Here is a 13,159-nt window from a genome sequence, read left to right as displayed (position 1 = left end):
CTCCGATGCGACGTGAAACGGGACGACTCGGCAGGGGGCGATTGCCGAGCCGTCCCGCGACTACCGACCGGATAAGAGGTCAGTAGTCAACGGCGTCGCGGATGATCGGGCAGGTCATGCAGTGACCGCCGCCGCGCCCGCGGCCCAGCTCGGAGCCGTCGATGGTGATCACCTCGATCCCCGCCTTGCGCAGCAGCGTGTTGGCATAGGTGTTGCGGTCATAGGCGAACACCACGCCCGGCGAGGCGCAGACCAGGTTGGCGCCGGAATCCCACTGCGTGCGCTCGCGCATGTAGTCGTTGCCGCCGGTCTCGACCACGCGCAGCTCCTTGAGGCCGAGCGCCTCGCGCACGGTCTCGACCAGCCCGCCATCCTTGGAGAGGGTGAGCCCGCCCTTGCCGTCCGGGCGATAGGAGAAGCATTCGATCTTGTCGACGATATCGGGGTAGAGCAGCACGCAGTCGCGGTCGGCGAAGGTGAACACCGTGTCGAGATGCATCGCCGCGCGCAGCTTCGGCATGGCGGCGATGATCACGCGCTCGGCCCCGCCCTTGTCGAACAGCGTTTGCGCGAGCTGGCTGATGGCCTGGCGCGAGGTGCGCTCGCTCATGCCGATCAGCACGTTGCCCTTGCCGATCGGCATCACGTCGCCGCCTTCCAGCGTGGCGAGGCCCCAATCCTGCGTCGGGTCGCCCCACCACACATTCACCTTGCCGGCGAAGTCGGGATGGAACTTGTAGATCGAGGTGGTGAGGATGGTCTCCTCATGCCGCGCCGGCCAGTAGAGCGGGTTCAGCGTCACCCCACCATAGATCCAGCAGGTGGTGTCGCGGGTGTAGAGCGTGTTCGGCAGCGGCGGCAGCAGGTACTCATTGGCGCCGGCGGCGTCGCGGATCAGGTCCAGCGTCGCCCCGCCGATGGTCTCGGGGAATTCGGTGGTCGACAGGCCGCCGATCAGCGTCTCGGCGAGCTGGCGCGCGCTCAAGCCTTCGAGATAGGAGCGCACCTCCTCGACGAATCCGAGCCCGATCTGGTTCGGCACCACCTGGTTGTCGAGGATCCACTTCTTCGCCTCGGGGATCGCAACGGTCTCGGTGAGCAGATTGTGCATCTCCACCACCTCGATGCCGCGCTCGCGCATCTTGTTGATGAAGTCGAAATGGTCGCGCTTGGCGACATCGACCCACAGCACGTCGTCGAACAGCAGGTCGTCGCAATTGCTGGGGGTGAGGCGCTGATGAGCGCGGCCGGGGGCGCAGACCATCACCTTGCGAAGCTGGCCGACCTCGGAATGCACGCCGAACTTGGTTTCCATCTTGGCAGTCCTCGTGTTTTTCTTGTCAGGGAGAGATGAGGCCGGTCAGCAGCCCGTACGTGCCGACGGCGCCGCCGATGAGCACGACGACGAAGATCGCGAGTTCGACCGGCGTGAACAGCCGGGCCTTCTGCTCGCGCCGGGCCCAGAAATAGAGGACGGTGCCGGGCACGAAGAGCACGGTGACCAGCAGCACATATTTCAGCCCGGCGGCGACGAACATGAACAGCGTGTAGACCACCGCGATCCAGCTGAAGATCTGGTCGCGCCCGCGCTTGTCCGGCGCCGCCTCATAGCCCTCGCCGCTGCGCGCCAGCAGCACGCCATAGCCGGCGACCAGCAGATAGGGCAGCAGCGCGGTGACGCTGGTCATGTCGAGCATGAAGTTGAAGGCGTCGCGCGACCAGTAGGTCGAGATCACGAACAGCGAGACCACGATATTGGTCAGCCACAGCGCATTGGCCGGCACGCGATTGCCATTCTGCGCCGCGAACATCTTCGGCATGTCCTTGGACTTGGCGGCGGCGAACAGCACCTCGGCGCAGATCAGCGACCAGGCGAGATAGGCGCCGAGCACCGAGACCAGCACGCCGATCGAGATCAGCACCGCGCCCCAATGGCCGACCGCCAGCTCCAACGCCCCGGCGAGCGAGGGGTTGGCGACCCCGGCAATGTCGGCGCGCGGCGCCACCGCATAGGGCAGCAGCGTGACAGCGACCATGAGCCCGGTCACCGCGACGAAGCCGAGAATGGTCGCCGAGCCGACATCCGAACGCTTCTTTGCGAAGCGCGAATAGACGCTGGCGCCTTCGATGCCGAGGAACACGAACACCGTGATCAGCATGGTGTCGCGCACCTGCGCCAGCAGGGTCTTTTCCGGCATGCCGACGCCGCCGAAGAAGTTCTCGGCGAACTGGTCCCAGTGGAAGAACAGCACGAAGCCGACGATGGCGACGATCAGCGGCACGATCTTGGCGATGGTGACGACCGTGTTGATGAAGGTCGCCTGCTCCACCCCGCGCAGGATCATGAAATGGAACGCCCAGATGCCGGCGAGCGACACGGTGATCGCGATCATCGACGAACCGTCGCCAAACAGCTCGGGGAAGAAGCGCCCCAGCGTCGAGCCGATCAGCACCCAGTAGAATACGTTGCCGAGGCAGCTCCCGAGCCAGTAACCGAAGGCCGAGAGGAAGCCCATATAGTCGCCGAAACCGGCCTTGGCATAGGCGAACACGCCGGAATCGATGTCGGGCCGGCGCTCCGCAAGCGCCTGGAACACCCGCGCCAGCATGTACATGCCGGTACCGGCGATCAGCCACGCGATGATCGCGCCGAACGGCCCCGTGGCGGTGGCGAAGCGGCCTGGCAGGTTGAAGATGCCGGCGCCGACCATCGAGCCGACGACCATGGCAGTGAGCGAATAAAGGGAGAGTTTGCCGGCCGTCTCGTTCGCCATGAAGGGCCTCACAGTTTGCGGAGGTAATCGTTCGCGATAGAGCTATAGAACAGTTATCCGTCCAATAAATTGACCCGACATCCCAATTATCGACGCAAAATCCCGAATAGTCACGCGACCGAATTCAATGAGACGCATGGCTTATTATTGCAATCGCGAACGAAACTGTACGCATATGCAACAATAAAGTATTATTTTACCGCAAACCGATCCTTATCAGTTCGCCTGCGCAACAAGCCCGCCGCGCGCGCCGCCGGAATTTCAGCCTCAGCCGACGAGGCCATGGAGCAGCGCGGCAAGGCTCGGCGGCGCACTCGCGAGGGCGGGCGTGCCGGATGCGGCGCCGGCGGCGCCGAGCCCGATCCCGCGCACCTCGCGCGGCGAAACGCCGAATTCGTGCCGGAACGCGCGGCTGAACACGGAAGGGTCGCGAAAGCCCCAGTCCTCGGCGATGGTCATGATCGGGCGGGTCTCGAACGGATCGACCAGCGCATGGCGCGCCTGCATCAGGCGCTGCCGGCGGATATAGGCCGCGATGCCGCCGATCGGGGCGAACAGGCGGTAGAGCCGCGAGCGCGACACGGCAAGCTCGCGGCAGATCGCGTCCGGCCCCAGCGCCTCGTCCTTCAGCCGTGAGCGGATGATCCGGCGCGCGCGCTCCAGCACCGACAGATCGTTGGTGGAGGCCGAGAGCGGTGACGCCGCGCCCCCCGCCATCGTGCCGTTGAGCAGCAGGCAGGCCGCCTCGGCGGCATGGGCGATGGCGTCGGCGTCGAGCCCCGGCAGCCGGTTGACGAGCGACAGCATCATGTCGCCGAGCAGGCCGGCCATCCCGTTTCCGCCCAGCGCCGCGCCCGCCTCCCCCGCCCGCACCGCGCCGGGCGGCACGAACAGCAGCAGCGCGCCCTCGCCGGCCAGCGTCACCGCATGGGGCTGGGCAAGCGAATGGAGCGCCGCCGCGGGCGTCGACGCGGCAGGCACGGCCTGCCCCTCGACGAAGCGGCACGGCAGCACGGCGTACCAATGGTCGAACGCCGTGCGGCCCGCATGGCTCCAGCGCAGCGGCGGGGCGCCGTGCGGAAGGTTGAGGGCGGCCAGCAGGCATCGCCCCATCGGCCACAGCCGCTGGCTGACCGCATATCCCGCCGCACGCTCCGGCGACGGCGCAATGTCGACGATGCCGTCATAGGCGGCGCGAAAGGCTTCGAACTGGCGGTCCGGGGCAAGCCCCGAATTGGTAAGGATGAGCGGCAGCAAGATGTTCGGCAGACGCGGGTTGGTGTGAAACGGGCGATGGACCGGCGCGCTGGCGAGGGGAGGCTGAACGCGAAGCATGCCGACACCGGAACAGGCAGGCCATCGGCCCTGGTGCGGCCTTGACTAGTCGGGCACGCGAGCCGCGCGAACCGGGCCGTGACAACTGGATATAGATCGTGAAGGAGTGCACTATCCCCGCACCCCCGCGGCCGCCTCTGGCGGCGGGGAAATCGGTCGAGGTGGTATTGGACGAGCCGCGCAAGTTCGCCGTCGACTTCCCCGCGCTGCGGTCCGGGCTGGGCCTTGGCGAGTTCGCCGCCTCGGAGCGTGTGGCCGGCGGCCTCGGCCAGGCGGTGCAGGCGCGCGAGCACGGCTATCGCCGGGTCGATGCCCACACGCTGCTGCACCTGATGAATTTCGAGGTCCGCGAGCCCTATCGGCTGACCATGGCGCGCGCCGATCTCGTGTGCATCCAGGCGATCATCGCCGGCACCTATGATCGCTGGATCGGGCCGCGCATGGACCCGGTGTCCCCGCATATGCTCCAGATCAGCAACACGCCGGTCTCGACGGCGAATGTGCAGGCGGGGAGCCGGCTGCGCGGAGTGCTCATCGTCTGCGACCGCCAGCATCTGCTCGACCATTACCGGCTGAACCCGGAGCATGTGCCGCCGGCCTTCCGCCCGATCTTCCTGTCGCGCGAGGGCTCGCCCGAGGTGTTCCAGCTCACGCTGACCGCGACCGGCATCGGCCTTGTCGACCAGATGCTCGCCTGCCGCTATCCCGAGCCGCTGCGCGGCATCTTCCTCGGCGTGAAGACCGTGGAACTGCTCTGCCACGTCGTCGCCCAGCTCCAGCAGCCCCAGCGCTCCGCCGCCCCGCGCCTCATCGGCGAGAACGCCCGGCGCAAGGCGATCGACACCGCCGCCGACATCTATCGCCGCGAAATCGAAAACCCGCCGCGCATCGACCAGCTCGCCCTGCGGGTGGGGCTGAACCGCAACGAGCTCACCGGCGGTTTCCGCGAGGCGTTCGGCCTCACCCCGCATGCCTTCGCGCAGGCCCGGCGCATGGAGCGCGCCCGCGACCTGCTGCGCGAGGGGCGGCTCTCGATCAGCGAGATCGGCCGGCGCGTCGGCTATGAGGGCTATTCCAGCTTCGCGCGCGCCTATCACGCCCATTTCGGCCACGCGCCGGCATTGGGGGCGGCCGCCCGTCCGCCCGACGCCGCAGATTAGCCGAGCGGGCGGTGCGCGGTCTCCGGCATGCGCCAGGCCGTGATCAGGCTGATCGCGCTGGCGAGCATGACATAGCCGGCCGGCGCCAGCGGCCAGTCCAGCGTCGTGGTCAGCCAGACCGCGATGAACGGCGCGAAGCCCCCGAACACCGCCGCCGCCAGAGCATAGGCGATCGCCGACCAGCGCGAGCGGTCGCGCGTGGCGAACAGTTCCACCATCACCGCCGGCGCCGCGCCGGAATAAAGCGCGATGCCGCAGCCGAGCAGGAACTGGATCGCGGCGATCGGCACGAACGCGTCGGGCAGGACGCTGCCGAGCCAGGTGATGCTCCACAGCGCCGGCAGCGCCAGCACCAGCACCAGCCCGCAGGAGGCGATGAGGAACGGCCGCCGCCCCACCCGGTCCGACAGATGCCCGACCAGCGGCACGACGATCAGGATGGCGAGGGTGGAGAGCGCGTTCGCCCAGTTCGCCTCGCCAGCGCTCAGCCCAGCGTGCTTCTGGGTGAATAGCGGCAGGTAGATCAGGAAGATGTAGAAGCACACCGTCCAGTGCATGGTGAGGGCGAACACGGTGAGCATCGGCCGGCGCACCCTTTGCAGCACCGCCTCTGGCGCGGCCGGCGCCGGCGCGGCGCGCTCATAGGCCGGCGTCTCGTCGATGCCACGGCGCAGCCACAGCGCCAGCGCGCCCAGAAGCCCGCCAACGAGGAACGGCACGCGCCAGCCCCAGTGCTCCATCGCCGCCGCCGGCAGCAGCCCGACGAGCAGCGCCGTGCTGACGCTGGCGAGCCCGCTGCCGAGCGCCACCGTCATGGAGAGGAAGCTGGTCGAGAAACCGCGCCGGCCTTCCGGGGCGGTCTCCAGCAGGAAGGCATTGGCGACACCGAACTCGCCCCCCGCCGAGAAGCCCTGCAGCATGCGCGCGGCGACCAGCAGCAGCGGCGCGGCAAGACCGATCCGCTCGAAGGAGGGGATGAGGCCGATGGCGAAGGTGCTCGCCGCCATCAGCAGCGCGGCGGCGAGCAAGGCGGGCTTGCGCCCCCGGCCATCGCCCATGCCGCCCAGCAGCAGCCCGCCGAGCGGCCGCATGACGAAGCTGACGCCAAACACCGCGAGCGTCGCCAGCAGCGCCACCTGGGAGTGATCCTGCGGGAAGAAGGCGCGCGACAGATAGACCGCCAGCAGTCCGTAGACCGCGAAATCGTACCATTCCAGCACGTTGCACAGCAGCACCGCGACCAGCGCGCGCCGCTGCCGCGACTCCACCCGCGGGGCGGCCGGCATCAGCATGAGGGCGCCGGAGCGCGGCGGAGCAGGACGGCAGGCGCGGCGTGAGGCATAACTTCCGTGAGCGGCCATAAGATACCGGCGCAGCGGACCACAGCGCGCCGGCACTGGCAAGCGCGGGCATCGCGGCACGCGCGCTTCTGCGCCGATGCCCGCGATTTCCCCGGGAAATCCGGCGCCGTCCGCACTAGTCTCCTCTTACAAGAGGAGACATCGCGATGGGACTGCTGGTCGACGGCGCATGGGCCGACAAATGGTACGACACGTCGAGCACGGGCGGGCGCTTCCAGCGCACCGTCACCCGCTTCCGCAACTGGGTGACGGCGGACGGCGCCGCCGGCCCCACCGGCGAGGGCGGCTTTGCCGCGCAGGCCGGGCGCTACCACCTCTATGTTTCCTATGCCTGCCCCTGGGCGCACCGCACGCTGATCTTCCGCAAGCTCAAGAAGCTGGAGGACGTCATCTCGGTCTCGGTGGTGGATCCGCATATGGGCGAGGAGGGCTGGGTGTTCGCCGACCACGCCGCCATCCCCTCCCCCGGCGCCACCCGCGACGAGGTGCTGGGCAAGCAGCGGCTCTATGAGGTGTATCTCGCCGCCGACCCGCATTATTCCGGCCGCGTCACCGTGCCGGTGCTGTGGGACAAGGAGCGCGGCACCATCGTGAACAATGAATCGGCGGAGATCATCCGCATGTTCAACTCGGCCTTCGACGCCCTCACGCCCGACCGCCACGACTATTACCCGCCGGCGCTGCGCGAGGAGATCGATGCGATCAACGCCAAGGTCTATGACCGCGTGAACAACGGCGTCTACAAGGCGGGCTTTGCCACTGCGCAGGACGCCTATGAGGAAGCCGTGACCGCCCTGTTCGCCATGCTGGACGAGCTGGAGGCGCGGCTGTCAGACCAGCCTTATCTGATGGGCGACACGCTGACGGAAGCCGACTGGCGGCTGTTCACGACGCTGATCCGGTTCGATCCGGTCTATGTCGGCCACTTCAAATGCAACATCCGCCGCATCGCCGACTACCCCAACCTCACCCGCTACCTGCGCGCGCTCTACCATGTCGAGGGTGTGAAGGAGACGGTGAACCTCACCCACATCAAGCGCCACTATTACGAGAGCCACAAGACGATCAACCCGACGGGGATCGTGCCGGTGGGGCCGGAGTTGGCGTGGGGGTGACGGAGTATGTCTACTGTGTTTTCCTAAGAAGAGCAGCGAGACAGTACTCGAGGTAGATCCTGCCATGCAATTCGTTCGATATCAAGTATTCGTAAGCTCAACCTTCACCGATCTTAAAGAGGAGAGAGCCGAAGTCATTCAGGCGATTTGGGAACTCGACTGTATACCCACTGGAATGGAAGCGTTTGTGGCCAAAAACGAATCGCAGTGGGAAGTCATTCAAAAAGTAATAGATGAATGCGACTATTACGTACTCATTGTCGGAGGCCGTTACGGTTCAATAACACCCGAAGGAATTAGCTACACTGAAAAGGAATACAACTACGCCAAAAAACTACAGATTCCTGTACTTTGCTTTATTCATGGCGAGCCAGAAAATATAATATCATCAAAAACAGAAAGTGATGACTCCAGCAGAAAGCAATTATACAATTTTAAAGATAGAATATTAACGGAATACCCAGTAAAGAAATGGACCCATCCACAGGAATTAGGCGGACATGTCTCTAGAAGCTTATCCAGAGCGATAAAAGTAAATCCAAGGCCAGGGTGGATACGAAATGAAGGATCGTCCAATCTAGAATTACTTGAGCAGATAAATAATCTTACAAAAGAAAATTCAAATCTCAAAGATAAATTAAATTCATCAAACAATTCATATGAAAATATAGATGAATTATCAGGAGGATCAGACACTCTGATCATTCATGGGCACGCTAGAATAATAGGTTCTGCAGGCCACAAAAGAAACATGGAAAATAAAAATTGGTCTTCGACCTTGACTTGGGATACCATATTTCGAGAAATTGGTCACAAATTACTTACCGAAACGACAGAGAACGAAATAAGATTAACCATTTCACGATTTATAGGATGGTCAAAAGAAATGATTGAAATTAAAAATGATATATACAACTATGATATAACGGATGAGACATTTGGAAGCGTCATAGTTCAGTTTAGAGCGCTTGGACTAATAGAAAAAGGTACAAGAAAAAGGGCAGTGAGCGATCGAGCTAACTACTGGAGACTTACCGAAAGAGGGGAAAGACACTTGGTTGGGCTCCTAGCGCAGAAAAAACCAAGCCCCGCCGCCAAACCTCAGCACGAAAATCTATTTTCGTAGTCACCCCGCCAGCGCGACGCCCTCTTCCGCCCCGGCCATCTCCGCCGCGCTGCGCTTCCTGAAGCGCACCATGGTGTACATGCCGAGCCCGACATTCTTCGCCACCGGCACATCCACCGTGCCGTTCTTCACCGCCCAGTTGCGCAGGCGGGCGAACTGGAATTCCGGGCGCCAGCCCAGCTTTCGGGCGCGGCGGGCGAACCATTTCTCGAACACCGCGCGCGGGCCGTCCTCGGCGCCGAGATGGTTCACGAGGATGATCTCGCCGCCGGGCTTCAGCACGCGGGCCATCTCGTCCAGCGTCGCTTCCGGGTGCGGCACCACGGTGATGACGAACTGCGCGATCACCACATCGAAGCTCTCGTCCGCGAAGCCCATATGGGCGCCGTCCATCAGGCACAGGCCCTCGACATGGTCGAGCTTTTCCTTCTGCACCCGCTCGCGCGCCTTCTGGAGCATGGGTTCGGAGATGTCGACGCCGACCAGACGGTTGGTCCGGCGGTAATTGGGCAGCGCGATGCCGGTGCCGACGCCGAATTCGAGGATGCGCCCGCCGATGCGCTCGGCCGCCTGGATAGCCACCTTGCGGCCCGCCTCGAACACCGCCCCGAAAACCACGTCGTAGATCGGCGCCCATTTGGCATAGGCTTCTTCCACGGTGCTGCGGTCGAGATCGGTGCTCATCGTCGTCGTTCTCCCCTAAGTCCCGCGTGGCGGGATTGCACCCCGCAGCGCTACCCGACTCGCGCCCGCGGCGCATCCGTCACCATCGCCGCACCGCGTGTCACCTGCGTGAAGGACGGGCGGGCGCGGCGGATGGCGCCCCCGCCCAGCAGCCGCGCGGCGGGCCCGCCATCCTCATAGAACACGCAGGCCTGCCCGGGCGCCACGCCTTCCTCCGCCATGTGAAGATGCACCGTCACCGAGCCGTCCGCCGCCCGCGCCAGATGGCCGGGCACCGGCGCGCGGGTGGAGCGGACCTTGACGAAAATCTCGCGCTCGTTCGCCAGCGCCGCGTCGAGCGGCTCGTCGCCGAGCCAGTTCACCTCGTCGACCGGCACCACCGCGACGCCGAGCGCGCTGCGCGGGCCGACCAGCACCCGGCGCGTGGCGGCCTCGATGCCGACCACATAGAGCGGCTCGGCGCTGGAAATGCCGAGCCCCTTGCGCTGGCCGATGGTGTAGCGCATCACGCCGTTGTGCCGGCCGAGCACCCGCCCGTCGATATGGGCGATGTCGCCCGGCTCGGCGGCCTCGGGGCGCAGCTTCTCCACGATGTCGGTGTAGCGGCCGGTGGGCACGAAGCAGATGTCCTGGCTGTCCGGCTTGTCGGCGACCTTCAGCCCGAAGCCTTCCGCCAGCGCGCGCACTTCCGGCTTGGTGGTCTCGCCGAGCGGAAAGCGCAGCATGTCGATCTGCGCCTGGGTGGTGGCGTAGAGGAAATAGCTCTGGTCGCGGCTCTCATCCTGCGGGCGGAACAGCGCGCGCCCGCCCTCCGGCAGCGCGCGGCTGGTCACGTAATGGCCGGTGGCGAGAATATCGGCGCCGAGGTCGCGCGCGGTCTCCAGCAGGTCGCGGAACTTCACCGTGCGGTTGCAGTCCACGCAGGGGATCGGCGTCTCGCCGCTGGCATAGGCATCGGCGAAGCGCTCGATCACCGCGTGGCGGAACCGGCTTTCATAGTCGAGCACGTAATGGGGAATGCCCAGCTTCTCGGCGACGGTGCGCGCGTCATAGATGTCCTGCCCCGCGCAGCACGCGCCCGGGCGGTGGTGCATCGCCTCGCCGTGATCATAGAGCTGGAGCGTGACGCCGAGCACGTCATAGCCGGCCTGCGCATAAAGCGCGGCGACCACGGACGAATCCACGCCGCCGGACATCGCAACGACGACGCGGGTCTGGCTGGGGGCGCGGGAGGTGTCGTCGAGACGGATCATCGCTGCTGCGGGTTCGGGGCACGGAAGGCTCTATATAGAGGAGCCGGGCGCTTCTATGAACCCCAATACGCGGCCCCGCATGCCGCCGGCCGCGCGCGCCGCGCATCGAGGCCATGCGCGAAACGTAAACAAAGCGTTTCAACACTATTAACGAAGCACTTACGAAGCAGATACTCAAGCGCTCGTGATTCGCTTAGGAAAATATTTAAGGCTGCCTGTCTATGCTACCAGCATTGATTGGGTGTTTTTAGTGAGCGTACCATGAGCGAACCCTATCGCCCGAGGGTGAAATACGTAATCGGGCCGGACGGAAGTCCGTTAACCATTGCCGATTTGCCCCCGCCCAACACCAGGCGGTGGGTCATCCGTCGCAAGGCGGAAGTCGTCGCCGCCGTCCGCGGCGGTCTCCTCAGCCTTGAGGAGGCCTGCAAGCGCTATACGCTGACCACCGAGGAATTCCTGTCCTGGCAGGCCTCGATCGACCGCCACGGCCTCGCCGGCCTGCGCACCACCCGCATTCAGCAGTACCGGCAGTAATTTTTGCCGCAGATCTTTGAAATGCAGAGATGGCCGGGCCTGCCCGGCCATTTGCGTGTTCAGCCTTCGGCGCCGAGGCCGCGCAGAAAGGCCGTCAGCCGCTCGCCCGCCTGTTCGACGCCGCCATCATTGATGAGGATGAGGTCGGGCGGGATGTCGATCCTCGGCTCGCGGGCGAGCCGCTGCGCCGCCGCCTCCCCGCCCTCGCGCCCGCGCGCGCTGATGCGGGCGGCGAGCACTTCCGGCGGCGCGGTGACCAGCACCACCTTGACGCGCGCGAACAGATGACGGGCCAGCGCCACCGCCGCGCGCGAGCCGTTGGCCACCACCACGTTTCCATTCGCAATTCCCGCGGCGACGTCCTCGCCCAGCGCGTAGCCGAGCCCGTTGGCGCGCCAGTACAGCGGGAAGCGCCCCTCCGCGACGCCGCGCTCGAAGGTGTCGCCGTCGAGGCTGAGATGATCCTCGGTATGGTCGCTCGCGCGGGTGATACGCCGGCGCGCGAACACGATATCCCCGCGCTCCGCCAGCCGCTGCCGCGCATAGGACAGCAGCGTGTCCTTGCCCGCCCCCGAGGGGCCGACCACGAACACCAAGAGCCCCGCGCCGGAACAGCCGGTGCCCCCGGCGGTGCCTTCCCGCAGTTCGTCCCCGCTCACGCCACCCGCTCGCCTTCGCGCCACACCATCCGCACCACCGGCACCTCGCCGCCGCCTGCCAGCGCCACCCTTATCAGGTCCGCGCGCAATCCGGGGGCGATCCGGCCGCGATCGTTCATGCCGGCCGCGCGCGCCGGATTGGCGCTCACCAGCCGCGTGGCGGCGGCAAGATCGATGCCCTCGACCCGGCGCGGCAGGTCGAAGGCGGCGAGCAGCAGGCTGCCGGGCACATAGTCCGACGACAATATGTCGAGCGTCCCGGCGCGGGCGAGGCTCTCGGCCGCGATGTTGCCGGCATGCGAGCCGCCGCGCACCAGATTGGGCGCGCCCATCAGCACCTGAATGCCGGCCTGGTGCGAGCCCGCCGCCGCCTCGGTGGTGGTCGGGAATTCGGCGATGGCGACCCCGTCCTCCAGCGCCTCCTCGACATGGACGCCGGTAGCGTCGTCATGGCTCGCCAGCACGATGGCGCGCTCATGGGCCAGCGCCACCAGCGCCTGACGGTTCGGACGCGCATGCAGGCGATGCGCCTCCAGCCGCTTCTCGACGATCACGTCCATCTCGGCTGCGGTGATGCCGCTTTTCTTCATGTAGTAATTGCGGAAATGCTCCTGGGTGAGGAACTGGCGCTGGCCCGGCGTGTGGTCCATCAGCGAGATAAGCCGCACATCGGCCTCTTCCATCAGCGCCTGCGCGTCCTCCACCACGCCCTCGGCGGCGACCTCGCAGCGCAGGTGCACATGGTGCTCGGCGCGCAGCATGCCTGCGAGGCCCGCCTCGCGCAGCGTGCGCATCAGCAGCGGCGCGTCGCCTTCCATGCCCACCGCGCGCTTGTCCGGCCACACGCGCAGAGAGTCGAACACGGTGGTGATGCCGGCGCTGGCGATCTGCGCGTCATAGGCGGTCACGGCGGCCATCGCGTTCCAGGCCACGCGCGGGCGCGGATAGAGATGGCCCTCCACCGCGTCGGTGTGCAGTTCGACGAGGCCGGGCATCAGGTAATCGCCTTCTAGGTCGATCGCGCCGCGCGGCAGCGCTCCCCCGCCGATCTCCGCGATCACCCCGTCGCGCAGCACCACATGGCCGACCCGCACCTCGTCCGGCAGCACCAGCCGGGCATTGCCCAGCACGGTCTCACCCATCGTCTCGTTCATC

The 13,159-nt window shown here is 65.8% G+C and carries 12 protein-coding genes; 4 read left to right on the top strand and 8 right to left on the bottom strand.

The window, feature by feature from the left end; all coding sequences use genetic code 11:
- Positions 1-79: 79 nt before the first annotated feature.
- The 3 genes from VRZ77_RS05115 to VRZ77_RS05105 form a co-directional block, all read right to left on the bottom strand.
- A complete protein-coding gene (locus tag VRZ77_RS05115) occupies positions 80-1,315 on the bottom strand; it encodes an arginine deiminase (protein WP_414591578.1) in 1,236 nt (411 codons plus the stop codon).
- A gap of 25 nt (positions 1,316-1,340) precedes the next feature.
- The gene (locus VRZ77_RS05110) at positions 1,341-2,774 is read right to left on the bottom strand and encodes a basic amino acid/polyamine antiporter (protein WP_414591577.1); all 1,434 of its coding nucleotides are present in this window, start codon (positions 2,772-2,774) and stop codon (positions 1,341-1,343) included.
- Between the two features lie 267 nt (positions 2,775-3,041).
- On the bottom strand, positions 3,042-4,109 hold the full coding sequence (locus VRZ77_RS05105; RefSeq protein WP_414591576.1) for a helix-turn-helix domain-containing protein: 1,068 nt from the start codon (positions 4,107-4,109) through the stop codon (positions 3,042-3,044).
- A gap of 98 nt (positions 4,110-4,207) precedes the next feature.
- On the opposite strand from VRZ77_RS05105, the gene VRZ77_RS05100 reads away from it, so the two are divergent.
- On the top strand, positions 4,208-5,269 hold the full coding sequence (locus tag VRZ77_RS05100) for a helix-turn-helix domain-containing protein (RefSeq protein WP_414591575.1): 1,062 nt from the start codon (positions 4,208-4,210) through the stop codon (positions 5,267-5,269).
- On the opposite strand, the gene VRZ77_RS05095 is transcribed toward VRZ77_RS05100, so the two are convergent.
- Positions 5,266-6,561 carry an MFS transporter gene (locus VRZ77_RS05095; RefSeq protein ID WP_414591574.1) on the bottom strand — a complete coding sequence of 432 codons (1,296 nt, stop codon included), beginning with the start codon at positions 6,559-6,561 and terminating at the stop codon, positions 5,266-5,268. The two genes, VRZ77_RS05100 and VRZ77_RS05095, sit on opposite strands and share 4 nt — an antisense overlap.
- A gap of 215 nt (positions 6,562-6,776) precedes the next feature.
- Between VRZ77_RS05095 and VRZ77_RS05090 the strand changes: the two genes are divergently transcribed.
- Both VRZ77_RS05090 and VRZ77_RS05085 read left to right on the top strand, forming a co-directional pair.
- On the top strand, positions 6,777-7,745 hold the full coding sequence (locus VRZ77_RS05090) for a glutathione S-transferase family protein (RefSeq protein WP_414591573.1): 969 nt from the start codon (positions 6,777-6,779) through the stop codon (positions 7,743-7,745).
- A 64-nt stretch (positions 7,746-7,809) separates the two neighbouring features.
- Positions 7,810-8,871 carry a DUF4062 domain-containing protein gene (locus VRZ77_RS05085; protein WP_414591572.1) on the top strand — a complete coding sequence of 354 codons (1,062 nt, stop codon included), beginning with the start codon at positions 7,810-7,812 and terminating at the stop codon, positions 8,869-8,871.
- Here the strand turns inward: VRZ77_RS05085 and VRZ77_RS05080 are convergent, their stop codons facing one another.
- Entirely contained in the window at positions 8,872-9,555 is a 684-nt protein-coding gene (locus VRZ77_RS05080; RefSeq protein ID WP_414591571.1) for a class I SAM-dependent methyltransferase, read from the bottom strand.
- Positions 9,556-9,605: 50 nt separating this feature from the next.
- Positions 9,606-10,808, bottom strand: a complete 1,203-nt coding sequence (gene mnmA, locus VRZ77_RS05075; RefSeq protein ID WP_414591570.1) for a tRNA 2-thiouridine(34) synthase MnmA — start codon at positions 10,806-10,808, stop codon at positions 9,606-9,608.
- Positions 10,809-11,069: 261 nt separating this feature from the next.
- On the opposite strand from mnmA, the gene VRZ77_RS05070 reads away from it, so the two are divergent.
- A complete protein-coding gene (locus tag VRZ77_RS05070) occupies positions 11,070-11,345 on the top strand; it encodes a DUF1153 domain-containing protein (protein WP_241616637.1) in 276 nt (91 codons plus the stop codon).
- A 59-nt stretch (positions 11,346-11,404) separates the two neighbouring features.
- Here the strand turns inward: VRZ77_RS05070 and phnN are convergent, their stop codons facing one another.
- Together phnN and VRZ77_RS05060 are read right to left on the bottom strand one after the other, a co-directional pair.
- A complete protein-coding gene (phnN, locus tag VRZ77_RS05065; protein WP_414591569.1) occupies positions 11,405-12,004 on the bottom strand; it encodes a phosphonate metabolism protein/1,5-bisphosphokinase (PRPP-forming) PhnN in 600 nt (199 codons plus the stop codon).
- On the bottom strand, positions 12,001-13,158 hold the full coding sequence (locus VRZ77_RS05060) for an alpha-D-ribose 1-methylphosphonate 5-triphosphate diphosphatase (protein WP_414591568.1): 1,158 nt from the start codon (positions 13,156-13,158) through the stop codon (positions 12,001-12,003). The genes phnN and VRZ77_RS05060 overlap by 4 nt, the downstream gene beginning before the upstream one ends.
- Position 13,159: the final 1 nt, after the last annotated feature.

The organism is Ancylobacter sp. G4_0304, from assembly GCF_047501495.1.
GTDB lineage: Bacteria > Pseudomonadota > Alphaproteobacteria > Rhizobiales > Xanthobacteraceae > Ancylobacter.
Note: the sequence above shows the minus strand (reverse complement) of the source record. Positions and strands in the feature narration are given on the sequence as shown.